Source organism: Actinomadura macra NBRC 14102 (genome assembly GCF_001552215.1).
In the GTDB taxonomy this organism is placed as follows: Bacteria; Actinomycetota; Actinomycetes; order Streptosporangiales; family Streptosporangiaceae; genus Spirillospora; species Spirillospora macra.
Genome location: NZ_BCQT01000009.1, coordinates 566,642 through 586,723, shown reverse-complemented (window position 1 = coordinate 586,723; position 20,082 = coordinate 566,642). Strand labels below are relative to the sequence as shown.

Annotated in this window: 19 protein-coding genes; 12 read left to right on the top strand and 7 right to left on the bottom strand. The window is 68.6% G+C overall.

Going from position 1 to position 20,082, the window contains the following annotated elements; translation table 11 throughout:
- Positions 1 to 46: 46 nt before the first annotated feature.
- Positions 47 to 745, bottom strand: a complete 699-nt coding sequence (gene lexA, locus AMA02S_RS16485; protein ID WP_067458778.1) for a transcriptional repressor LexA — start codon at positions 743 to 745, stop codon at positions 47 to 49.
- A gap of 175 nt (positions 746 to 920) precedes the next feature.
- Between lexA and AMA02S_RS42900 the strand changes: the two genes are divergently transcribed.
- From AMA02S_RS42900 to AMA02S_RS16470, 3 genes are all read left to right on the top strand, one after another.
- Entirely contained in the window at positions 921 to 1,253 is a 333-nt protein-coding gene (locus AMA02S_RS42900) for a LysM peptidoglycan-binding domain-containing protein (RefSeq protein ID WP_067458775.1), read from the top strand.
- 330 nt (positions 1,254 to 1,583) lie between these two features.
- Complete coding sequence (nrdR, locus tag AMA02S_RS16475; RefSeq protein WP_067458772.1) at positions 1,584 to 2,057, top strand: transcriptional regulator NrdR; 474 nt, start codon at positions 1,584 to 1,586, stop codon at positions 2,055 to 2,057.
- A 120-nt stretch (positions 2,058 to 2,177) separates the two neighbouring features.
- Positions 2,178 to 4,982, top strand: a complete 2,805-nt coding sequence (locus AMA02S_RS16470) for a vitamin B12-dependent ribonucleotide reductase (RefSeq protein WP_067458769.1) — start codon at positions 2,178 to 2,180, stop codon at positions 4,980 to 4,982.
- Between the two features lie 193 nt (positions 4,983 to 5,175).
- Here the strand turns inward: AMA02S_RS16470 and AMA02S_RS16465 are convergent, their stop codons facing one another.
- Positions 5,176 to 6,027, bottom strand: a complete 852-nt coding sequence (locus tag AMA02S_RS16465) for a dienelactone hydrolase family protein (protein WP_067458766.1) — start codon at positions 6,025 to 6,027, stop codon at positions 5,176 to 5,178.
- A gap of 96 nt (positions 6,028 to 6,123) precedes the next feature.
- Between AMA02S_RS16465 and AMA02S_RS16460 the strand changes: the two genes are divergently transcribed.
- Entirely contained in the window at positions 6,124 to 7,095 is a 972-nt protein-coding gene (locus AMA02S_RS16460) for a GlxA family transcriptional regulator (protein WP_245667577.1), read from the top strand.
- Positions 7,096 to 7,126: 31 nt separating this feature from the next.
- Here AMA02S_RS16460 and AMA02S_RS16455 read toward each other — a convergent pair whose 3' ends face one another.
- Positions 7,127 to 7,807 (bottom strand): serine hydrolase, encoded by a 681-nt coding sequence (locus AMA02S_RS16455; RefSeq protein WP_169806835.1) that lies wholly within the window; start codon positions 7,805 to 7,807, stop codon positions 7,127 to 7,129.
- A 309-nt stretch (positions 7,808 to 8,116) separates the two neighbouring features.
- Between AMA02S_RS16455 and AMA02S_RS16450 the strand changes: the two genes are divergently transcribed.
- The 3 genes from AMA02S_RS16450 to AMA02S_RS41785 all read left to right on the top strand — a co-directional run bounded on the left by AMA02S_RS16450 (position 8,117) and on the right by AMA02S_RS41785 (position 9,514).
- The gene (locus tag AMA02S_RS16450) at positions 8,117 to 8,752 is read left to right on the top strand and encodes a GntR family transcriptional regulator (RefSeq protein WP_067459160.1); all 636 of its coding nucleotides are present in this window, start codon (positions 8,117 to 8,119) and stop codon (positions 8,750 to 8,752) included.
- A gap of 13 nt (positions 8,753 to 8,765) precedes the next feature.
- Positions 8,766 to 9,233: an OsmC family protein gene (locus AMA02S_RS16445; RefSeq protein ID WP_067458757.1), complete on the top strand. Its 468-nt coding sequence runs from the start codon at positions 8,766 to 8,768 to the stop codon at positions 9,231 to 9,233.
- A 104-nt stretch (positions 9,234 to 9,337) separates the two neighbouring features.
- Positions 9,338 to 9,514 (top strand): hypothetical protein, encoded by a 177-nt coding sequence (locus AMA02S_RS41785; RefSeq protein WP_157430612.1) that lies wholly within the window; start codon positions 9,338 to 9,340, stop codon positions 9,512 to 9,514.
- Between the two features lie 137 nt (positions 9,515 to 9,651).
- Here the strand turns inward: AMA02S_RS41785 and AMA02S_RS16440 are convergent, their stop codons facing one another.
- The gene (locus AMA02S_RS16440) at positions 9,652 to 9,933 is read right to left on the bottom strand and encodes a winged helix-turn-helix transcriptional regulator (RefSeq protein ID WP_084265233.1); all 282 of its coding nucleotides are present in this window, start codon (positions 9,931 to 9,933) and stop codon (positions 9,652 to 9,654) included.
- 305 nt (positions 9,934 to 10,238) lie between these two features.
- Here AMA02S_RS16440 and lplAB point away from each other — a divergent pair, with 305 nt between their 5' ends.
- On the top strand, positions 10,239 to 11,288 hold the full coding sequence (gene lplAB, locus AMA02S_RS16435; RefSeq protein WP_067458751.1) for a lipoate-protein ligase LplAB: 1,050 nt from the start codon (positions 10,239 to 10,241) through the stop codon (positions 11,286 to 11,288).
- Between the two features lies 1 nt (position 11,289).
- Here the strand turns inward: lplAB and AMA02S_RS16430 are convergent, their stop codons facing one another.
- Positions 11,290 to 12,405, bottom strand: coding sequence for a Gfo/Idh/MocA family protein (locus AMA02S_RS16430; protein ID WP_067458748.1), 1,116 nt, complete (start codon positions 12,403 to 12,405; stop codon positions 11,290 to 11,292).
- 120 nt (positions 12,406 to 12,525) lie between these two features.
- Here AMA02S_RS16430 and AMA02S_RS16425 point away from each other — a divergent pair, with 120 nt between their 5' ends.
- From AMA02S_RS16425 to AMA02S_RS16415, 3 genes are all read left to right on the top strand, one after another.
- Complete coding sequence (locus AMA02S_RS16425) at positions 12,526 to 13,167, top strand: TetR/AcrR family transcriptional regulator (RefSeq protein ID WP_067458745.1); 642 nt, start codon at positions 12,526 to 12,528, stop codon at positions 13,165 to 13,167.
- A gap of 212 nt (positions 13,168 to 13,379) precedes the next feature.
- Complete coding sequence (locus AMA02S_RS16420; RefSeq protein ID WP_067458742.1) at positions 13,380 to 14,918, top strand: TerD family protein; 1,539 nt, start codon at positions 13,380 to 13,382, stop codon at positions 14,916 to 14,918.
- 88 nt (positions 14,919 to 15,006) lie between these two features.
- Positions 15,007 to 15,669 (top strand): nitroreductase family protein, encoded by a 663-nt coding sequence (locus tag AMA02S_RS16415; RefSeq protein ID WP_067458739.1) that lies wholly within the window; start codon positions 15,007 to 15,009, stop codon positions 15,667 to 15,669.
- A gap of 30 nt (positions 15,670 to 15,699) precedes the next feature.
- Here AMA02S_RS16415 and AMA02S_RS16410 read toward each other — a convergent pair whose 3' ends face one another.
- Together AMA02S_RS16410 and rnhB are read right to left on the bottom strand one after the other, a co-directional pair.
- A complete protein-coding gene (locus AMA02S_RS16410) occupies positions 15,700 to 16,332 on the bottom strand; it encodes an HhH-GDP family DNA glycosylase (RefSeq protein WP_067458736.1) in 633 nt (210 codons plus the stop codon).
- Positions 16,333 to 16,406: 74 nt separating this feature from the next.
- On the bottom strand, positions 16,407 to 17,153 hold the full coding sequence (gene rnhB, locus AMA02S_RS16405; RefSeq protein WP_067459157.1) for a ribonuclease HII: 747 nt from the start codon (positions 17,151 to 17,153) through the stop codon (positions 16,407 to 16,409).
- A 338-nt stretch (positions 17,154 to 17,491) separates the two neighbouring features.
- Between rnhB and AMA02S_RS16400 the strand changes: the two genes are divergently transcribed.
- Positions 17,492 to 20,053, top strand: a complete 2,562-nt coding sequence (locus tag AMA02S_RS16400; RefSeq protein ID WP_067459154.1) for an AAA family ATPase — start codon at positions 17,492 to 17,494, stop codon at positions 20,051 to 20,053.
- Positions 20,054 to 20,082 lie beyond the last annotated feature (29 nt).

Genomic DNA, 20,082 nt, shown 5'->3' with positions numbered 1-20,082 from the left:
GCGGCGGCCTCCGGGACACCGGCGGCCGCCGTTCCGGCACCAGAGGTCACATCTTGCGGAGGACCGCCACGACCCGTCCGAGCACCGACGCCTCGTCACCGGGGATCGGCTCGTAGGCGGAGTTCTGCGGCATGAGCCAGATATGGCCTTCCTTGCGCTTGAACGTCTTCACCGTCGCCTCGCCATCGATCATGGCGGCGACGATGTCGCCCTGCTCGGCCACCGGCTGCTGCCGGACGACCACCCAGTCACCGTCGGCGATGGCGGCCTCGATCATCGAGTCCCCGGTGACCTTCAGCAGGAAGTGCGTGCCCTCGCCCACGAGTTGCTTGGGCAGGGTGAACACGTCCTCGACGGCCTCCTCGGCCAGAATCGGCCCACCGGCCGCGATCCGGCCGACGAGCGGCACGTAGGCGGGCGCGGGCTGCGTCGCGGACGGCTGGCCACCGACCGCCTCGTAGGAGTCGGTCTCCGTGCGCACCGGGGTCGCGCCCGGCACCCGCACCTCGACGGCACGCGGCCGGTTGGGGTCGCGCCGCAGGAAACCCTTGCGCTGCAGCGCCCGGAGCTGGTGCGACACGCTGGAGGTGCTGGTCAGGCCGACCGCCTCGCCGATCTCGCGCATCGAGGGCGGGTACCCCCGGCGCTGGACCGAATCGCGGATCACCTCCAGCACCATGCGCTGCCGTTGGGTCAGGCCCGTCTCGTCCATGGGCCCGTCGGGCAGCTCCCGGACCTTGCTCATCGCTCGTCGCCTCCCGGGCGCCTCGATCCGTCACTCCTTGTCATGTGACGTTATCGCGTCCGGACGGGATGATCAAACAATTGTTCGAAGATGTCCTCGCGTTTCGTCGGTGGTCTGCGGTAGAACTTCGTACAGGCGTTCGATCGAAAATGCATTCGACGTCGGGAGGCGAGAGATGTCCGGTTCGGCCCATGAACACGCTCCGATACGCCTGACGCGGCGTGGTCGCGCCGTCGTGGTCTCCTTCGTCGCCACCGTCACGCTGTTCGGCCTCTGGCTCACCGTGGGCTCCGGCGCTCTCGCCGGCGGACGGGAAGTCCACCGCGGTCCGTCCGGCCAGGGTGAGATGGTCGTCGTCGAGCCCGGGGAGACCCTCTGGGAGATCGCCGCCGGCTTTGACCCGGGCGCCGACCCCCGCATCATCGTCCAGCGCCTCATCGACCTTAACGGTCTCGGTGGCGACCCCACGGTCCAGCCTGGCCAGCATCTGCGCCTGCCCGCCGGCTGACCTTTCCCGGCCGAATCGACCGGCATCGCCCTCGGTGCGCCCGCTCCGCGCCCCTTCGATGGAGCGATCTGGGGGGTGGACGTCCTGCTGGGCGACGGGTTGCCGGCGGGGCCGCGACACGCCCGACGCAAGATCGTTAAGGCTCCGCGTGACCAGCGCGGACGTGGGCGATGTGACGCGGGTCAACGTTCGAGGTCCCCGATCAGGTTGCGTACGCCTGCGTGTCCCCGTACGGTTGACCACAACATCTAGTAGTCACACCGATGTACTTCACCTATATATGGCACTGTTCATCGGTCAGATGCGATTCTCGTCAGGGAGGGATTACGCGTGCACTGCCCGTTCTGCCGCAACCCTGACACCAAAGTGATCGACAGTCGTTCGACCGATGACGGAGGCGCGATTCGGCGCCGCCGGTCGTGCTCGGAATGCGGCAAGCGATTCACGACGCAGGAGAATGTGCTCGTGATGGTGGCCAAGCGAAGCGGGGTCACCGAGCCGTTCTCCCGGGAAAAGATCATCGCCGGGGTGCGCAGAGCCTGTCAGGGCCGCCCGGTCGACGAGGATGCGCTCGCGAAGTTGGGACAGCGGGTCGAAGAGGCGATCAGATCGTCCGGATCCGCGGAGATCCCCTCGCATGAGATCGGCCTCGCGATCCTGGGGCCGCTCGGCGAACTCGATGAGGTCGCCTATCTGCGATTCGCCTCGGTTTACCGAAGCTTCGAGTCGCTGGACGACTTCGCCAAGGAGATCGAAGCTCTACGCAGGTCCAGTTCTTCGGGGGAGCCCGGCCCGCCCGGTTAGGGCGATTCCGGCAACACACAGCAGCACATGTGCAAGCGCCACCGCGTCGGGCATGCCCCGCGCGGCGGCGGAGTTGTTCCTGAACAGGGCCCGGCGGGAGGGCCCGAGAGGGGGAAGGTCATGACGGAGACGGTGAGCGGCTCGGCGGCGCGGCGCGGCAAGGGGGGCCGCAAAGGGCTGAAGGTAGAGCGCATCTTCACCACACCCGGCGTGCATCCGTACGACGAACTGCGCTGGGAACGTCGTGACGTCGTCATGACCAACTGGCGCGACGGCTCGGTGAACTTCGAACAGCGCGGGGTGGAGTTCCCCGACTTCTGGTCCCTGAACGCGGTCAACATCGTCACGTCCAAGTACTTTCGCGGCGCGGTGGGCACCCCGCAGCGCGAGTGGAGCCTCAAGCAACTCGTCGACCGCGTAGTCCGGATGTACACCGAGACCGGACTGCGGCAGGGCTATTTCGCCTCCGCGGAGGACGCGGAGATCTTCGACCACGAGCTGAAGTACGCGCTGGTCCACCAGCTGTTCAGCTTCAACTCGCCGGTCTGGTTCAACGTCGGCACCAAGTCCCCGCAGCAGGTCTCGGCGTGTTTCATCCTGTCGGTCGACGACACGATGGAGTCGATCCTGGAGTGGTACAAGGAAGAGGGCGTCATCTTCAAGGGCGGCTCCGGTGCCGGCCTCAACCTCTCCCGTATCCGCTCCAGCAAGGAACTGCTGTCCTCCGGCGGCACGGCGAGCGGTCCCGTCTCCTTCATGCGCGGCGCCGATGCGTCCGCCGGGACGATCAAGTCGGGCGGCGCGACGCGGCGGGCCGCGAAGATGGTCGTCCTGGACGTGGACCACCCCGACGTGGCCGAGTTCATCGAGACCAAGGCGCGCGAGGAGAACAAGATCCGCGCGCTGCGGGACGCCGGGTTCGACATGGACCTCGGCGGTAAGGACATCGGCAGCGTCCAGTACCAGAACGCCAACAACTCGGTCCGGGTGTCGGACGAGTTCATGCACGCCGTCGAGGCGGACGGCGACTTCGGGCTGCGCGCCCGGATGACCGGCGAGGTCGTCGAGACCGTCAAGGCCAAGGAGTTGTTCCGGCTGATGGCCAAGGCGGCGTGGGAGTGCGCCGACCCGGGCATCCAGTACGACGACACGATCAACATCTGGCACACCAACCCCGAGACGGGGCGGATCACCGCGTCGAACCCCTGCTCGGAGTACATGTCGCTGGACAACTCGTCCTGCAACCTCGCCAGCATCAACCTGCTGAAGTTCCTCACCGCCGCCGGAACGTTCGATGTCGCCAAGTTCATCAAGCTCACCGAGCTGATCATCACGGCGATGGACGTCTCCATCACCTTCGCCGACTTCCCCACGGAGAAGATCGCCGAGACGACCCGCGACTACCGGCAGCTGGGCATCGGCTACGCGAACCTGGGCGCGCTGCTCATGGCGACCGGGCACGCCTACGACTCCGACGGCGGCCGGTCGCTCGCCGCTGCGATCACCTCGCTGATGACGGGCGTCGCCTACCGCCGCTCCGCCGAGCTCGCCGGGGTCGTCGGCCCGTACGCCGGGTACGCCCGCAACGCCGACGGGCACAAGCGGGTCATGCGCAAGCACGCCGCCGCCAACGACGAGGTGCGCACCCTCGACGAGATGGACAAGGCCCTGCACGTCGCAGCGACCAAGCAGTGGCAGGAGTGCCTGAAGCTCGGCGAGAAGCACGGCTACCGCAACGCCCAGGCGTCCCTGCTCGCGCCGACCGGCACCATCGGCCTGATGATGGACTGCGACACGACCGGCATCGAGCCCGACCTCGCGCTGGTGAAGTTCAAGAAGCTCGTCGGTGGCGGCTCCATGCAGATCGTCAACCAGACGGTGCCGCGTGCCCTGGAGAAGCTCGGCTACCAGCAGGAGCAGATCGAGGCCATCGTCGAGTTCATCGGCGAGCACGGCCACGTCGTCGACGCCCCCGGCCTGCGCCACGAGCACTACGAGGTGTTCGACTGCGCGATGGGCGAGCGGGCGATCAGCCCGATGGGCCACGTCCGGATGATGGCGGCCACCCAGCCGTTCCTGTCCGGGGCGATCTCCAAGACCGTCAACATGCCCGAGCAGGCCACCATCGAGGACATCGAGAAGGTGTACTACGAGGGCTGGCGGCTGGGCCTGAAGGCCCTGGCGATCTACCGCGACAACTGCAAGGTCGGGCAGCCGCTGTCCGCCGCGGGCAAGAAGGAGGAGCCGAAGGCCGAGACGGCGCCGGCGGAGATCCGTCCCGTCCGCAGGCGGCTGCCGAAGCAGCGTCCGGCCACCGTGACCCGCTTCTCCGTCGCGGGCGCCGAGGGCTACATGACCGCCTCGTCCTACCCGGACGACGGCCTCGGCGAGGTCTTCCTCAAGCTCGGCAAGCAGGGCTCCACCCTCGCCGGCGTCATGGACGCCTTCTCCATGGCGATCTCCATCAGCCTGCAGTACGGCGTTCCGCTGGAGACCTGGGTCGAGAAGTTCACCAACATGCGGTTCGAGCCCGCCGGTATGACCGACGACCCCGACATCCGCATGGCCACCTCGGTGATGGACTACATCTTCCGCCGCCTCGCCCTGGACCACCTGCCCTACGACGAGCGCTCCGCCCTCGGGATCTTCACCGCCGACGAGCGTGCCATGCAGGCCAACGGCGAGGACCCGGCCACTCTCCACGTCGAGGACGAGGTCGACCACGAGACCCTCGCCCAGTCCGCCGAGATCACCAGGCCCGCCGCCGCCCCGTCCCGCGAGGCGCACTCCTCCATGGAGGTCATCGAGAGCCGCCAGGGCCGCACCGCGGACGCCCCGCTGTGCCTGACCTGCGGCACCAAGATGCGCCCGGCGGGGAGCTGCTACGTCTGCGAGGGCTGCGGCTCCACCAGCGGCTGCAGCTGACACCGGGCGACGCGGACGTCGCAGAAGTGACGGCGCGCCCGGGGGCAAGGCACCCAGGCGCATCGCAGGCAGTGCCCGGCTTGATCGGCACCGTCATCATGCCTGGTGACGAGGGGGATCCGGAGGCCTTCCGGATCCCCCTCGACCTGTTCTCCATGCCGGAGCGATCGCTGGCGCGCCCGCCGGTATCGATCTACGAGTCTTGCTCGTCGCCCACGGGGTGCCCGGGCGGCCTCAGGCGGTCGCCCAGGAACGTGATGATCTCGTCCCTGGCCCTCAGGGTGGGATGCCCGTCCTCGTCGACGAGATGGGCCGTGACGACGCTGTGCGGAGTCCCGACCACGTCGCGGAAGAACGGGGGAGGATCGGCGTTGGCGGAGTCGTCCGGCAGGACGCGGCCGTCGAAGGCGTCGCCGAGGAGTGCCCGGTAGGCGGCGAAGCGCTGGCCGGTGCACCACCGATCACCCTCGAAGCGGTAGGCGAGGACCTTCAGGCCGTCGCGGGCGAAGCGGTCTCGGATCGCGCGCGCGTCCTCGTCGCTGAGCTCGAGCCCGGCGGCGTCGTCCAGCGGCAGCGACGGATGGTTGACCACGGGCGCGATGACGGCCGGTTCGAGCGTCATGGTGAGGGCGAAGTTGCCGGTGAAACACAGTCCGATCGCGCCGACCCCCGGACCGCCGCACTCGGCGTGGGCCTGGCGCGCGAGACCGCGGAGCCACGCTGTGACCGGGCTGGTGCCGCCGCCGGCGAACGCACGGAACTCGGCGCTCGCACACGCGCGACGGACGACCTCCTCGCCGCCCTCGGCGGTGGGATAGGCGCCGTCGACCCCGAAGAGCGAGGGGACATGGACGGTGAAGCCCGCGTCCCGCGCCCATCGCGCCAGCCGGAGCACATCAGGGCTGATGCCCGGCATCTCCGGCATCAGCACGACGGCAGGCCCCGAACCTCCCGCGTACACCGTCTTCACCACCCCGTCCACGTCGACGGATCGGCGGGAGAAGTCGGTGATCGCGTCGTCAAGGTGCCCGTCGGTGGCGCTCATGACGACAGGGTGGACTGACGCACCCGTCCAGGGCGACAGGCCATATCGCCATGTATGGCGGTAATCTCGCCATCGATCTGGTGGGGGGAGACGAGTGTGAGCGCACTGCGGGTCGGTGTCCTGGCCTATCCGGGCTGCTTCGCTTCCGAGGTATTCGGTGTGCCCGATCTCTTGACGATGGCCGCGCACATCGCCGGCCCACACCAGGCGGGATACGCGGTTTCGGTCGTCTCACCCCGCCGGCGCGTCGCCGCGTCGGGCGGCGCGGCGCTGGCCGTGTCCCCACCGCGCGAGGTCGATGTCCTCGTCGTGCCGGGTTTCGAGTTCGCCGCGGGCCTCGACCTGGACGCGGCGCTCGCGTCCCTCGCCCCCGAGATCGCCGTGATCCGCTCGCACGCCGCCACGGGCAACGTCGTCGTCTCGATCTGCGTCGGCGCGTTCCTGCTCGCCGACGCCGGACTGCTCGATCATCGCCGCGCGACAACGGCATGGCTCCTCGCGGACGAGTTGGCCCGGCGCTGTCCGGACACCGATGTCCGGCCCGAACGTCTGGTCGTCACCGACCGGGGGGTGACGACGACCGCAGCCTTCAGCGCCATGTACGACTTCGCGTTGGATCTGATCCGCGAACACAGCGGCGCCGACGTGGCACGGACGACCGCGCGGGTGGCGCTCGTCGATGATGCCCGCACGTCCCAGACCCCCTACGTCGACCCGCGGCTGCTCCCGCGGCCCGGGAACGACTTCTCCCGCAGGGTCATGCGGAGGCTCGACCAGAACCTCACCGCCCGATACGACCTGGCCGCACTGGCCGGTGCGTTCAACGTCAGCACCCGGACGCTGTTGCGGCGCTTCGCGGACGAGACCGGCCAGAGCCCGCTCGCCTACCTGCAGGCGTCGCGTGTCCGGCGCGCCCGCCATCTCCTGGAGACCACGGACCGGACCGTCGCCGGCATCTCCGCCGCGGTCGGGTACAGCGACGCCGGAACCTTCGCCGCCCTCTTCGCCAAACACACCGGGCGGCGTCCGAGGGACTACCGCGCGACCTTCCGGCGTGGGGCCGGCTGATCGCGGGCGGTCACCCTCCGGCGATGGAGGGTCATGCGTCGGGGTTGGACGGAGAGGGGGTGAGGGCCCTGGCGATCGTCCTGGTGGCGTGTTCCAGCGTGGCGATCCCGTCCGGCAAGGTGGGATGGCGTTCGGAGATGGCGGCGATCAGGCAGGTGCGACCGGCGGCGTGGACGAGGCCGATGCTGTTGACCGTCCAGAGACCGTCGTGGACGCGGCGGGGCAGCCAGCCGTTCTTGACGGCGACGCCGGTACCGGGGTCGGCGGCCGCGCTCACACCCCAGGCCTGTTCGGGCACCACGTCCTCCATCAGGCCGCGAACGTAACGGCGGTTCGCCGGCGAGATCCGGCTGTGCCCGGACGTGAGGGCCGTGAGCAGGCGTATCTGGTCGACGGATGTGGTGGTCGTGGAGCCCCAGGCGTCCCCTGGGCCGGGGACCGTCGCGCGGAGCCCGAGTCGCCGGTTCGCGGTGGCCAGCCCCTCCGAGCCGCCGATCCGGTGCCAGAGCGCGGTGGCCGCGTGGTTGTCGCTGACCGTGATCGCCTCTTCTGCCAAGGTCTTCTCCGTCGCGGTGAGGCGCCGCTTCGCATGCTGCGCCTTGAGCAGCAGCGCGAGGACGATGTCGAGCTTGACGATGCTCGCCGTAGCCGTCCGCACCCCCCGGCCATAGGTGTAGTCGTCCAGCCCGGCGGCGCGGACCGAGATCGACACGGCCCCTGGACGACGCTTCAGGTAGCGATCGAGGGCGCGGGTCAGCGCGGCGCGCTCGGACCGCGTGAATGAGGCCGGTGGATCCGCTGGTTCCATGGTCGGTGGTGCCGTTGTGAGACGCGCGGGGGCCGGAAGTGCGTCCTCCGGGAACCGCGATGGGCCGGTCAGGGACAGAACGATGATCGCAGTTGCGGCCGTCAGCGCGGCGCGGGTCCCTCGCGTCATGCACGCGAGTGTCGTGATCGTGGTGTTGCCCCTGCGTTAACCGTATTGCATGCAATGTATGCTTTGTATGCAATGGAGGTGCCCATGCAGGTCGACACCGTCTACCGGCGGCTACGAGAACTGATCGTCGCGGGCGAGTACCCACCCGGTGAGCGGCTCACGGAGGCGGCGGTGAGCGAGGCGCTCACCGCCGGCCGGACGCCCGTCCGCGAGGCGCTGCGCAGGCTTGAGGGCGATGGCCTGGTGCTGTGCGCGGGGCGGGGCGTCGTCGTGCATGCCCTGCCTCCGGAGCATCTCGACCATGCCTACGAGGTGCGGGCGGCGCTGGAGGCGCTCACCGCGGGGCTCGCCGCCGAACGGCAGCGCATCGGACGCCTCGCGCCGGCCGCGCTGGCCGACCTGGAGCGCGACACGTTGCTCCTGGAAGAGGTGACCGCCTCGGGCGATCTGGACAACGCGATCGTGCTGAACCGGCGATTCCACCGGAGTGTGGCCGAACTGGGCGGCAATCCGATCGCGCTGGAGACCCTCGACCGGCTGTGGGACCAGATCATCGTCTCGACGCGGGAGTCACTCACCCATCCGGCACGCCCGGAACGCGGAGAGGCGGTCGCGGCCGAGCACCGCGACCTCGTACGGGCGATCGTCCAGGGCGACCGGCCGCGGGCGGAGCGGGTCGCCGGTGATCATGTGCGTGCCACCAGGGCGACCTTGACCTGATCGGAGGGATGGAATGTCGAGGACCCATCGCTATGAAGTGTCCGTCACCTGGACCGGCAATCTCGGCACGGGGACGAGTTCCTACCGCGCCTACGAGCGGTCCCACGAGGTGGCGGCACAGGCCAAACCGCCGATCGCAGGCAGCTCCGACCCCGGTTTCCGTGGTGACCCGGAACGGTGGAACCCTGAGGAACTGCTGGTCGCCTCGTTGTCGCAGTGCCACATGCTGTGGTTCCTGCATTTGTGCGCCGTGGAGAAACTGGTCGTCACCTCCTATACCGACCATCCCTACGGAACCATGATCGAGACCCCCGACGGCGGCGGGCGATTCGACGAGGTCATGCTGCGCCCCCACGTCGAACTGGCGGACCCGGAGCAGGCCGACCAGGTCGCCAACCTGCACGAACGTGCCCACAAGCTCTGCTTCATCGCGAACTCGGTGAACTTTCCCGTCCGACACCAGCCAGTGATCGACGGGTGACCCGTCCTTCCAGCCTGCGGTACAACGCAGCCGGTGACGCGCAGGCCGTTCGCGAGGGTCGCCGCGCCCGGCCCATCAGAGTCCGCCGCAAGGCGGCCGTTTACGTGCCTGTGCGTTATGACCTTCTCGATCGCTGGGTGTCGGAATGGGCGACGGTTCAGGAGCGGCGGGCCCGCCGCCGCCTCCGCCATGAGATCCGGGTCGTGCTCCAGCGAGCTGTCCCGTCCGACTTCGCCATGACCCCGGCACGCCCTCGCCGCAGCGGAATCTGGCTGGCGTAGGTGATTCGCGGTGGGCACCCTTCGGCGATGGTCCGACATGTCCGGCGGTTCAGAGGGTGCGATGCGCGCCAGGGGAGACTTTTCTGGTGCTTCGATTCCAGAAGCGACACCGCTTCTGGAATCGAAGCACCAGGAGTTCACATGGTCGGTCGCATGGTCGCCGCCCAGCGACTGGACCACGCGGACAGTGGGTCAAGGGCCTCGCGCGCGTCCTGGCCGAGTTCCGTCAGGGTGTAACGGCCGTCCGGCGTCTGTTGCGCGAGCCCTGCCTCGATCAGTTCGAGAAGCCGCTGGCGCAAAACGCTGGACGACATGCCGTCACAGCGCTGCTGGAGCGGGCGGAACCCCAGCGGCTCCTCGTGCAGTTCCCAGATGATGTGCAGTGTCCAACGTCGGGCGAGGAGATCGAGTGCCGCCATGAGAGGCCGGCCGGTGGACAAGCCGCGGGCGGGTCTTCCAGGGATCACCATGCCTCTCATCTTCGGGCTCTGATTCGTTTTCCGGAAACCGCCGTGAGACAGAGCCCGGGTCCACCGGTATGGCCGACGGGTCGCCAGGACCGACTCGTCAGTTCGGCGTTTGCCGGCGTGCTCAGCGGACGACCGCTTGCCGTGGCTCTGCCAGCCTCTGCCGTGGATGGACCGATTCCGGTTTTGCAGGCTTCGACGAACCCCCGGGCGGATGGCGGAATCCGGGAAGGGCGGGTGGGGTTTGGTAATACGTGATGCACGGTGAGTACAAGGTGCCCGGCGGCAAGCTGGTGGTCGCCGATGTGGACGTCGTGGACGGGGTGCTGCGCGGTCCGAGGATCAGCGGTGACTTCTTCCTCGAGCCGGACGAGGCGCTGGATGTCATCAACGCGGTGCTGGACGGCTTGCCCGCCGGTCTTGAGGCCAGGGAGATCGGGGCCCGCGTTCAGGCAGGTCTGCCGCGCGAGACGGTGATGCTGGGAGTCACGGCGGAAGCCGTGGGGATCGCGGTGCGGCGAGCGATCGCGCGGGCGTCGGACTGGCGGGACCATGGTTGGCGGCTCGTGCACGAGGAGCCCCAGGGGCCGGCTCTGCACATGGCGCTCGACCAGGTACTCGCGGAGGAGGTGGGGGCGGGGCGGCGGCCTCCGACCTTGCGGGTGTGGGAGTGGGCGTCGCCGGCGGTGGTCATCGGCAGCTTCCAGTCTTTGCGCAACGAGGTGGATGCCGAAGCCGCGGTGCGGTACGGGGTGGAGGTGGTCCGGCGGATCAGTGGCGGCGGTGCGATGTTCATCGAGCCGGGCAATACGATCACCTATTCGTTGTACGCGCCGGAGACGCTGGTGGCGGGCATGTCGTTCGCCGAGAGCTATGCCTTCTTCGATGACTGGGTGCTGGGGGCGCTCGGCGAGCTGGGCATCAGAGCCTGGTACCAGCCTCTGAACGACATCACCTCGGAACAAGGGAAGATCGCGGGGGCGGCGCAGAAGCGGCTGGCAGCGGGAACCGTCCTGCACCACGTGACCATGGCGTACGACATCGACGCCGGGAAGATGCTGCAGGTGCTGCGGATCGGTAGGGAGAAGCTGTCGGACAAGGGCATCGCCAGCGCGAACAAGCGCGTCGATCCGTTGCGCCGTCAGACCGGGCTGCCTCGGGAGAAGATCATCGAGCGGATGATCGGGCACTTCCGGGGGCGGTACGGGTTGGTCGGCGACGGTCTGAGCGAGGATGAACTGCGCCTCGCCGACAAGTACGTCACGGACAAGTTCGGTACCCCGGAATGGACGGCTCGCGTGCCGTGAATCAGGGATGCACGGATTGTCGCCTTCCTGTCTCCGCCGAAAGCCGGACGGCGTCGAGGAGCCGGTGGACGCGCAGGCCGTCGTGAAAATCCGGCACGTGGTGGGAGCCGGTATGGATGTCGTCCGCGAGCTTGGCGTAGAAGCGAGCCACGTTGATGACCTCCGTGTTGGCAGGCGGCCCCAGGTAGTGCCGGGGAATGGGAAGCTCTTCGAGCGGGGAGCCAGGGCCTGGGGAACCGTGGACGGCCAAGGCGCCGATCTGGACGCCTTCCTCCGCGGCGGGGCCGCTGGAAAGGATCGCCAGGTCGCCCTCGGTGCCGGCGATCTCGATGCGGGTGCGGGGGCCGGAGAGCTTGGCGTCGTGGATGTGGACGGCGGCCGTGGCGCCGCCATCCAGGGTGGCGTTGATCACGATCTGGTCGGGGGTGGTGACCTTGATCGCCTCGTGGCCGGTGTCGACTGTGTACTCGGTGCGCTGGATGGCCAGCGACGAGGAGAGTTCGGTGACGTTTCCGGCCACGAAGGCCATGGCGTCGAGGGTGTGGCCGGCGCCCACTTCGAGTGTTCCCGCGGCGTTGACGCGGTCGAACGTGTAGGCCATCCAGCCGGGGATCTCCGCGGCGGCGCCCTTGCCTCGTGCCGAGTAGACGTTGACTGAGGTCACCCGTCCCACACGGCCATCGGCCACCAGATCGCGTGCGTACTGGACGGCGGGGGAGAAGCGGGCTTGCAGGCCCACCGCGTGACGGACGCCGGCGCGTTGGGCCAGGTGGAGGAGTTGTTCGGCTTCGGTGGTGGTCTGGGTGAGCGGCCACTCGCAGTACACGTGCTTGCCCGCGTCCAGTGCGGCCTGTACGAGGTCGAAGTGCGTGGGCACCTTCACGGTGATGACCACCAGGTCGACCTCGGGATGGGAGGCGAGTTCCCGGGCGTCGGTGAACGCGTGTGGAACGCCGAACCGGCGGGCGGCCTCCTCGGCGGAGGCGCGTTTGCTGGTGCCGACGGCGGTGACGTCGTAGCCGGGCAGGATGCGGAGTGCGGGGACGTGCGCCCGCAGGCCCCAGCCCCGGTGGGGGCTGGCGCCGACGATGCCTACCCGGATCTTTTCGCTGGTCATGGGAGCCCTCCATCGCTAAGCGGACTTGATCTGTCCGCTTCGATCGAGGTTAGCCTAAGCGGACGCGACCTGTCCACTTGAAGCGGAGGGTAAGCGTCCGCTTATCGCTAGGATGGGATCATGACCACCACCCCGAGCGCCGTCGACCGGCTGCTGGACGACGGCTCGGGCCGCCGGCCGCGTGCCGATGCCAGGCGCAACGTGGAACGCCTGGTCCGCGCGGCGCGTGAAGCGGCCGGTGAGATCGGCGGGGAGATCACCGCGCACGAGATCGCTCGCCGCGCGGGGGTCGGGGTCGGGACGTTCTACCGGCGCGTCAGCACTCTCGAACTGTTGCTGGAGGCCGTCCTGGCCGAGGTGCTCGGCGAGATCGTCGCCAAGGGCGATGAAGGGCTCGCCGATCCCGACCCGTGGGAGGGCTTCACCGCCTTCGCATCGGCCTACATCCGCCTGCGCAACGAGTTGTGCGACATCAACGAGGCGCTCGGCGGACCGCTGGACCATGCGCGCGCCGACCTGCGTGATCGCATCCGCCAACTCGTCGGGCGGGCCCAGGACGCCGGGATCATGCGTACCGACATCACCTGGCAGGACGTCGCCTTCCTGCTGGTGTCGGTCTCCACGAGCGACCACACCCTGGGTCTGCGGGCGGGCCAGGCGCAGTGGGACCGGAACCTTCAGGTCGTCCTGGACGGTCTGCGCACGCCTGAGCCGGGAGGACTTCCCGGGACGCCGCCTGTCGACACGACCGCTTCCGGCTGACGCGCGCCGACCGGCGGGTCGCCCTGGCGTGGTGGGTTGTGCAGGGGCATCATCAGGCCGGTCTGTTCATGCCCCTTGGCCGCGCCACTCGCGATGATGGAGCGGGACACCGGAACTCCGTGGCCGCGCTGTCCGTCCTCCCCTCGTGGCAGGTCGCGGGGCCGCGCGACTGCCCGTAGGTTGGTGACGTCGGCTGATGATGAGGAGCGTTCATGTCCATGCAGAAGGGCGCCAACACCGCGGTGCCGGTTCCCTCGGTCCGGGTCGAGCTCGGCTGGCAGGGGGGTCCGGGCGTACCGGACGCGGATGCGTCCGCCCTGTTGCTCGCCGGAACGGGCCGCGTGCGCTCGGACGATGACTTCGTCTTCTACAACCAGCCCGCGCATGGCTCCGGCGCTGTCCGGCACGAAGGCAAGCAGCAGGGGCCGACCATTTTGGACGTTCTGGCGGTCGAGCTGAGTCGCGTGGAGCCCGACATCGAGAAGATTGTGATCGCGGCTTCCTCGGACGGTGGGACGTTCGGCCAGCTCCAGGGTTTGTACGTGCGTGTGGTGGACGCCTCGGGTGGGGCTGAGGTCGCCCGTTTCGACAGCCAGGGGGCCACTACGGAGACCGCCTTCGTGTTGGGTGAGCTATACCGGCGCCAAGGCGCGTGGAAGTTCCGTGCTGTCGGCCAGGGATACGATTCCGGACTCGCAGGGTTGGCCACCGATTTCGGCATCTCGGTCGACGAGCCTGGTCAGGCGGCTGCCCCGCCGCCTCCGGCCCCCCAAGCCGAGGCCACGCCTCCAGCGGCTCCGGTCCCCCCGGCGCCCCCACAGTCGCAAGCTCCGCCGCCTCCGCCTGGCGGCCAGTACATGCCACCACCGCCCGGCCAGTACGCGCCTCCTCCTCCGCCCGCGCCGGGCCAGTACGCGCCTCCTCAGCCTCCGCCCGGCCAGTACGCACCTCCGCCCGGCGGTCAGTACAGCCCGCCGCCTCCGCCTGGTGGTCAGTACCCGCCTCCGCCCGCTGATCAGTACGCGCCCGCGCCGGGCCAGTACGCTCCACCTCCGCCTGCCCCGGCGTACGGTCAGCCGCCGCAGAGCCCGCCCCCACAGCAGCAGCCTCAGGCGCAGGGCGGAAAGATCTCCCTGACGAAGAACTCGCCGTCGGTGTCGCTCACCAAGCAGGGCGCGACGTCCGGCCACATGCGCGTCAACCTCAACTGGAGCGCGCGGGAGGGTGTCGCCAAGGGGCGGCTCGGCAAGCGCCGCCGTGGCGTCGACCTCGACCTGGACCTGTGCTGCCTGTGGGAGCTCAAGGACGGCCGTAAGGGCATCATCCATGCACTCGGGGACATGGGCGCCCTCGACCGTCCACCGTTTATCAAGCTCGACAAGGACGACCGCACCGGCGCGGTGGAGGCGGGAGAGAACCTCACGATCAACCTCGACCACACCGCCGACTTCAAGCGGATCCTGGTGTTCGCGGAGATCTACGACGGCGCCGACGACTTCCGTGGCCTGGACGCGGTCGCCACGCTGTACCCGCTTGGTTCGCCGCCCATCGAGATGCAGATGAACGACTGCATGGACGCCTCCCGGGACGCGGTTCTCGCGCTCATCGAGAACGTGGGAGGGGAACTGGTCGTGCGGCGGGAGGGCCGGTACGTGCTGCCGCCGCCGGGACGTCCGCGCTGGGGCAAGATGACCGTGGACCAGGCGTACGGATGGAACCTGGACTGGGTGGCCTCACGCGGTAAGGACTGAACGCCTGCCCGTGTGCTGGAACGGCCCCGGAATCTTGGCTGGTCTTGCCGATTGTCCGGGGCCGGAGGCGCACGGTAGGAACGGTTCCATGAGCACTCAGCGGCAGTATCCCGTCGTCCCCGCCCCCCATTTCGATGTACCGGGCGAGGCGGCGATAGATCGTGTCCAGGCGTTCGCGGACTCGATGACGTTGCGCCGCACCGTGCGTGATTTCTCCAGCCGTCCAGTGCCGCAGGAGATCCTCGAACATGCGATCCGGGCCGCGGCGACCGCGCCCAGTGGCGCGAACCTGCAGCCGTGGAGGTTCGTGGTGGTCACCGATCCCGAACGGAAGAGGCGGCTGCGCGAGGCAGCCGAGGAGGAGGAACGCGAGTTCTACGAGCGGCGCGCCTCGCAGGAGTGGCTGGACGCGCTGGCGCCGCTGGGAACCGACTGGCGCAAACCGTTCCTGGAGGACGCCCCGGCCGTCATCATCGTCTTCGAGGTCCACAAGGGGCCCGAGACTCCCCGTCCGTACTACGTGAAAGAGTCTGTGGGCATCGCTGTGGGATTCCTCCTGGCGGGGTTGCACCAGGCGGGTTTGGCCACGCTCACGCACACTCCGAGTCCCATGCGCTTCTTGAACGAGGTGTGCGACCGGCCTCAGGAGGAGCGGGCGTACGTGGTGGTTCCCGTCGGCTATCCGGCGGACGACGCGATGGTGCCCGACATCACCCGCAAGCCGATCGATGAGGTCATCGTCAGGTTGTGACGGATCGTCAGCTGCCTCAGGCGCACAATGTCAGGCCGCCTTCACCGTGTCGGCCAGCTTCTTGTCGCGGGCCACCCTGACCAGGGCGGCGGTCAAGCGGGCCAGGTCCTTGTCCGGTACCTGTGCGGCCAGCTTCCTGGGGTCGCCGGGCAGGCCGAGCCGTTCGGCGCCCTTCTTGACCTGGGGGTCGACGTAGGGGCGCAGCCATGGCCATACCGCCTGCGCCTCCCGGCAGAAGATATCCACGCCCGTCGGCCCGATTCCGGGAAACTCCCGGAGCAACTCGGCGGCCTTCTTCGGGTTGTCATTCGCCTCGGTGGCCAGCCTGCGCAGATCGCCCTTGTACTTGTCCTGCACTATCTCCGCGGTCTCGCCGAGCCGTGTCGCGGTACCCTCGTCGTAGCGGACGTAGTGGCCCCTGCCTAGCGCGTCGACCCGCTCCTGCCACGTCAAATCGCTCATGCCGCGCGGTGTGCCGCCACCGGCCTCGAACAGCTCCCGAGCAGCGGCCAGGGCGATATCCGCGGTGATGCGAGCGCTGAGCAGGTTGGCCAGGACAAGCAGTTTGAAAAGTGCAGCGGGCTGGTCCTTCAGCGGCACCCCGGCTTCTTCGGAGAGCGTCTGACCGGACTCCCGCAGCAACCTCTTCACGACAGCGTCCATGACATGTACCTCCCGTTGCACGCCGCCCTACCCCTGCGTGGAGGGATGACTCCTACGGGACGGACGGGCGCGCCTCACAGGAAACTGAGCTGACCTTCCCCGACGAGCGGGTCACGGTGCTTCTTCAGATGGCGCCAGCGCGGCAGGTCGTCCAAGTAGGACCAGGACAGTCTGTGATGCGGTGTGGGACCGAACTCCTCAAGGGCCCGCTGGTGGACCGGTGACGGGTAGCCGGCGCTTTCGGCGAATCCGTACCCGGGGAACTCTTCGCCCAGATCGGTCATGAGCCGGTCACGGTGGACCTTCGCCAAGACGGAGGCGGCGGCGACGGTGACCGACCGTTGGTCGGCTTTGATCTCGCAGCGCACCCGCCAGGGGTTGCGCAAGAAGTCGTGCTTACCGTCCAGGATCACGATGTCGGGCGGGGCGGGCAACGCCTCCAGTGCGCGCACCGCGGCCCGGCGGAGGGCTTCCGTCATCCCCAGTTCATCGATCTCCTCGGGCGTGGACGCGCCGACGGCGTACGCATCCAGCCATCCGGGCAGCACGTCGGCGAACGACTCGCGATGTGCCTCGGTGAGCAGTTTGGAGTCGGTCAGCCCGATCGCCTTCTTGCCGCGGCCCTCCAGGACGGGCGGTGGGCTCAGATCGGTGACCGCCGCGCACACCACGACGGGACCTGCCCAGGCGCCCCTACCGACCTCGTCGACCCCGGCGATCCGTATGGGACTCTCCACGGCCAGCGCGGCGCGCAACTCGTCCTCGATCTCGTAGCCGGCAACGCGCGAGGACGTGGCGGTGGCGGTCGTGGCGAGTTCCACGCCGGGCAGGGCGCCGGTCGGATTGGTCAAGGAGTCCCCCTCATTAGGTGTGCGGCGACAGCGCAGTCCACGTCCACCGTGCAGTGCGTACTCCTGGACGTGCCGAGTGTTGGGCGCCTTCGATCGTAGGGGGCTCGACACGCGTGCGCCCGGATCCGCCACCCGCAGATTCGTGCGTCGGTTCCATAAGAGGGGCACCTACTTCTGGACACTACAAAAGTCCTGGTGTGGGGGTGCTTAGCAGGCGTGCGCAGCCGCATGGGACGACTGGCAGGAGTCAACGAACCGCGTGTGAGGAGTCCCGTTCTGGCACGTCCTGCGCTTTACTCGGTATGGAGATGGCTTTGTTTGGCTGGTTCCGCTCCCGCCGGGCGAATGGCGCCGCGGCACGGGATCTATTCGAGCGCCTGCGGTGGCGCTACTTCCAGATCACTCCTGGGCTGCGCTTCCTGGGGGGCCTGTTGCTCGTCGCCTTGGTGATCTCAACCATGGTCGTGCTGAACGGTCCCATCCTCGGCAGCGCGACCTTCGCGGTCATCCTGCTCATCGTCGTCCACCTGACACTGCGCTCGCCCAGCGGCATGGCGGTCATCGCGGTGATGACGACCTGGCTGGCACTGTCGATTCCGCTGGGCAGGCTCTACCCGGACGAAGGGCGCCCCTCCTACCTGAGCCCCGCGCTGCTCCTCGCGTTGCTCGCCCTCCCCGTCGCGTTCATCGCGTTTCGCCTACGTGGGTACGTGCCATGGCGCACCGCGGTGCTCTCCTTGGGCGTGGCGGGTGTCGTGACGGCCGCCGTCGTGCATCCCCTGCCGGAGGCGAGCGTCGCGCCGGGGTGGATCGCGGCATTGGCCGCTCTGGCCTACCGGTGGGATCAGGCCCGGCGTTCAGTGCCCGCCGAGGCGTACGAGACGGGCTGGGTTCAAGAGCAGTCCAGCCCCAACGGTGATGGCACACCTGCACCACGTAAGACCCCGCCTGTAGCTGACAAGAGCGACCGTTCTGACCGGCGCACTGGGGGAACTGGCTTCAACGACAGATCGGGCAACACTGCATACAGTGACGCACCTGTTCCTGCGGTCGTCCCAGAGCAACGTACAGCCGCGCAGGTGGCCGACATGTCTCCCGTGCCCGAGCAGGCGGCTTCCCCCGAGGAAGTCCCGTCCCTCTCGGTGGCCGAGGCCCTGGACGAGTTGGAGAGCATGATCGGCCTTGAGCCCGTCAAACGCCAGGTCCGTTCCATCGCCGCGTCGATCGAGGCCGCGCACATGCGTGCCGCCGCGGGAGTGCCGACCGAGAAGCCCATGCGGCATTTCGTGTTCGTCGGGCCGCCCGGGACGGGCAAGACCACCGTCGCGCGCGTCCTGGCGAAGATCTTCTACGCGTTCGGCCTGCTGCCGGAGCCGAGCGTGGTGGAGGCCCAGCGCGCAGACCTGGTCGGCGAGTTCCTCGGCGCCACCGCCATCAAGACCAACCGGCTCATCGATTCCGCGCTCGGTGGGGTCCTGTTCGTCGACGAGGCGTACGGTCTGGTGAACTCCGCGGAAGGCCAACCCGACCGGTTCGGTGACGAGGCGGTGCAGACGCTGCTCAAGCGCGCCGAAGACGACCGAGACAACCTCGTCGTCATCCTCGCCGGGTACGACGCGCAGATGGAGGAATTCCTCGACTCCAACCCTGGGCTGGCCTCACGCTTCGGTACTCGCGTGCACTTCCCGTCCTACAGCCCCGCAGAACTCCTGCAAATCGCCGATTACCACACCGGGCTTCGTGAGGATCGGCTGGACGCTGAGGCCCGCCAACGGCTCGCGGTCCGTTTCGAAGAGGTCGAACGGCGGGGCATCGTCGACGAACTGGGCAACGGCCGGTTCGTCCGGGCACTGACGGAGGCCGCGGCGCGCGCGCGGGACGTGCGCGTAGTCGAGGCCGTCTCGTCGTCCGGCGAACCCGCCAGGCCCACCGCCGATGATCTGGTCACCCTACGCGCCGAGGATGTGGAGACCGCCTTCGCCGAGGTCACCGAGCGGTACCGCGGCTACACGGAGACCCCCACCCTGGACGAGGCGCTCAGCTCACTCGATGCGATGATCGGCCTCGAACCGGTGAAGCGACAGGTCCGTGAGATCGCCGCGCAGATCCAGGTCGCCCAGATGCGTCATGAGCAGGGGCTGGTCACGCGTCCGCCCACCCGGCATCTCGTCTTCGCGGGACCGCCGGGCACCGGCAAGACCACTGTCGCGCGCGTGCTCGGCCGCATCTTCGCCGCGTTCGGGCTCCTCGCCCGCCCGGAGGTGGTCGAGGCCCAGCGCGCCGATCTCGTGGGTGAGCACCTCGGCGCGACCGCGCTGAAGACGAACAAGGTGATCGACTCGGCGCTCGGGGGCGTCCTTTTCGTTGACGAGGCGTATGCGCTGAGCAACCCGGGATATTCGGGAGGCGACCCGTTCGGTGCCGAGGCGGTGCAGACGCTGCTCAAACGCGCCGAGGATGACCGTGACCGCCTCGTCGTGGTGCTGGCAGGCTATGAGGCCGACATGGACCGTTTCTTGTCGTCCAACCCGGGGCTGGCTTCCCGCTTCGACGTCCGCGTTGACTTTCCCTCGTACGGACCCGACGAACTCCTCCGGATCGCGCAACTCATCGCCGAGCAAGACGGCGACCAATGGGAGGAACGTGCCCTCGACGATCTCGCCCTGGTGTTCCAGCGCGCCTGCGGAACGGGCCGGATAGACGAACTCGGCAACGGACGTTTCGCCCGCTCCATGTACGAGAAGGCATGTGCGTGCCGCGCGCTGCGCGCCGCCGAACTCGGCTCAGCCGCGACCGCCGCCGACCTCACCCTGCTCACCACCGACGACGTCCGGGACGCGTTCGCCGAGCTGGCACACCGTCTCACCTAGGGCTCTGTCGGTGGCGTGCGATGTAATCG

Bases quoted from the DNA above. Each gene is read 5' to 3' on its own strand.
- lexA (WP_067458778.1), bottom strand. From the start codon at position 745: ATGAGCAAGGTCCGGGAGCTGCCCGACGGGCCCATGGACGAGACGGGC.
- AMA02S_RS42900 (WP_067458775.1), top strand. From the start codon at position 921: ATGTCCGGTTCGGCCCATGAACACGCTCCGATACGCCTGACGCGGCGT.
- AMA02S_RS16470 (WP_067458769.1), top strand. From the start codon at position 2,178: ATGACGGAGACGGTGAGCGGCTCGGCGGCGCGGCGCGGCAAGGGGGGC.
- AMA02S_RS16465 (WP_067458766.1), bottom strand. From the start codon at position 6,027: ATGAGCGCCACCGACGGGCACCTTGACGACGCGATCACCGACTTCTCC.
- AMA02S_RS16450 (WP_067459160.1), top strand. From the start codon at position 8,117: ATGCAGGTCGACACCGTCTACCGGCGGCTACGAGAACTGATCGTCGCG.
- AMA02S_RS16445 (WP_067458757.1), top strand. From the start codon at position 8,766: ATGTCGAGGACCCATCGCTATGAAGTGTCCGTCACCTGGACCGGCAAT.
- AMA02S_RS16440 (WP_084265233.1), bottom strand. From the start codon at position 9,933: ATGGCGGCACTCGATCTCCTCGCCCGACGTTGGACACTGCACATCATC.
- lplAB (WP_067458751.1), top strand. From the start codon at position 10,239: ATGCACGGTGAGTACAAGGTGCCCGGCGGCAAGCTGGTGGTCGCCGAT.
- AMA02S_RS16430 (WP_067458748.1), bottom strand. From the start codon at position 12,405: ATGACCAGCGAAAAGATCCGGGTAGGCATCGTCGGCGCCAGCCCCCAC.
- AMA02S_RS16425 (WP_067458745.1), top strand. From the start codon at position 12,526: ATGACCACCACCCCGAGCGCCGTCGACCGGCTGCTGGACGACGGCTCG.
- AMA02S_RS16420 (WP_067458742.1), top strand. From the start codon at position 13,380: ATGTCCATGCAGAAGGGCGCCAACACCGCGGTGCCGGTTCCCTCGGTC.
- AMA02S_RS16415 (WP_067458739.1), top strand. From the start codon at position 15,007: ATGAGCACTCAGCGGCAGTATCCCGTCGTCCCCGCCCCCCATTTCGAT.
- AMA02S_RS16410 (WP_067458736.1), bottom strand. From the start codon at position 16,332: ATGGACGCTGTCGTGAAGAGGTTGCTGCGGGAGTCCGGTCAGACGCTC.
- AMA02S_RS16400 (WP_067459154.1), top strand. From the start codon at position 17,492: ATGGCTTTGTTTGGCTGGTTCCGCTCCCGCCGGGCGAATGGCGCCGCG.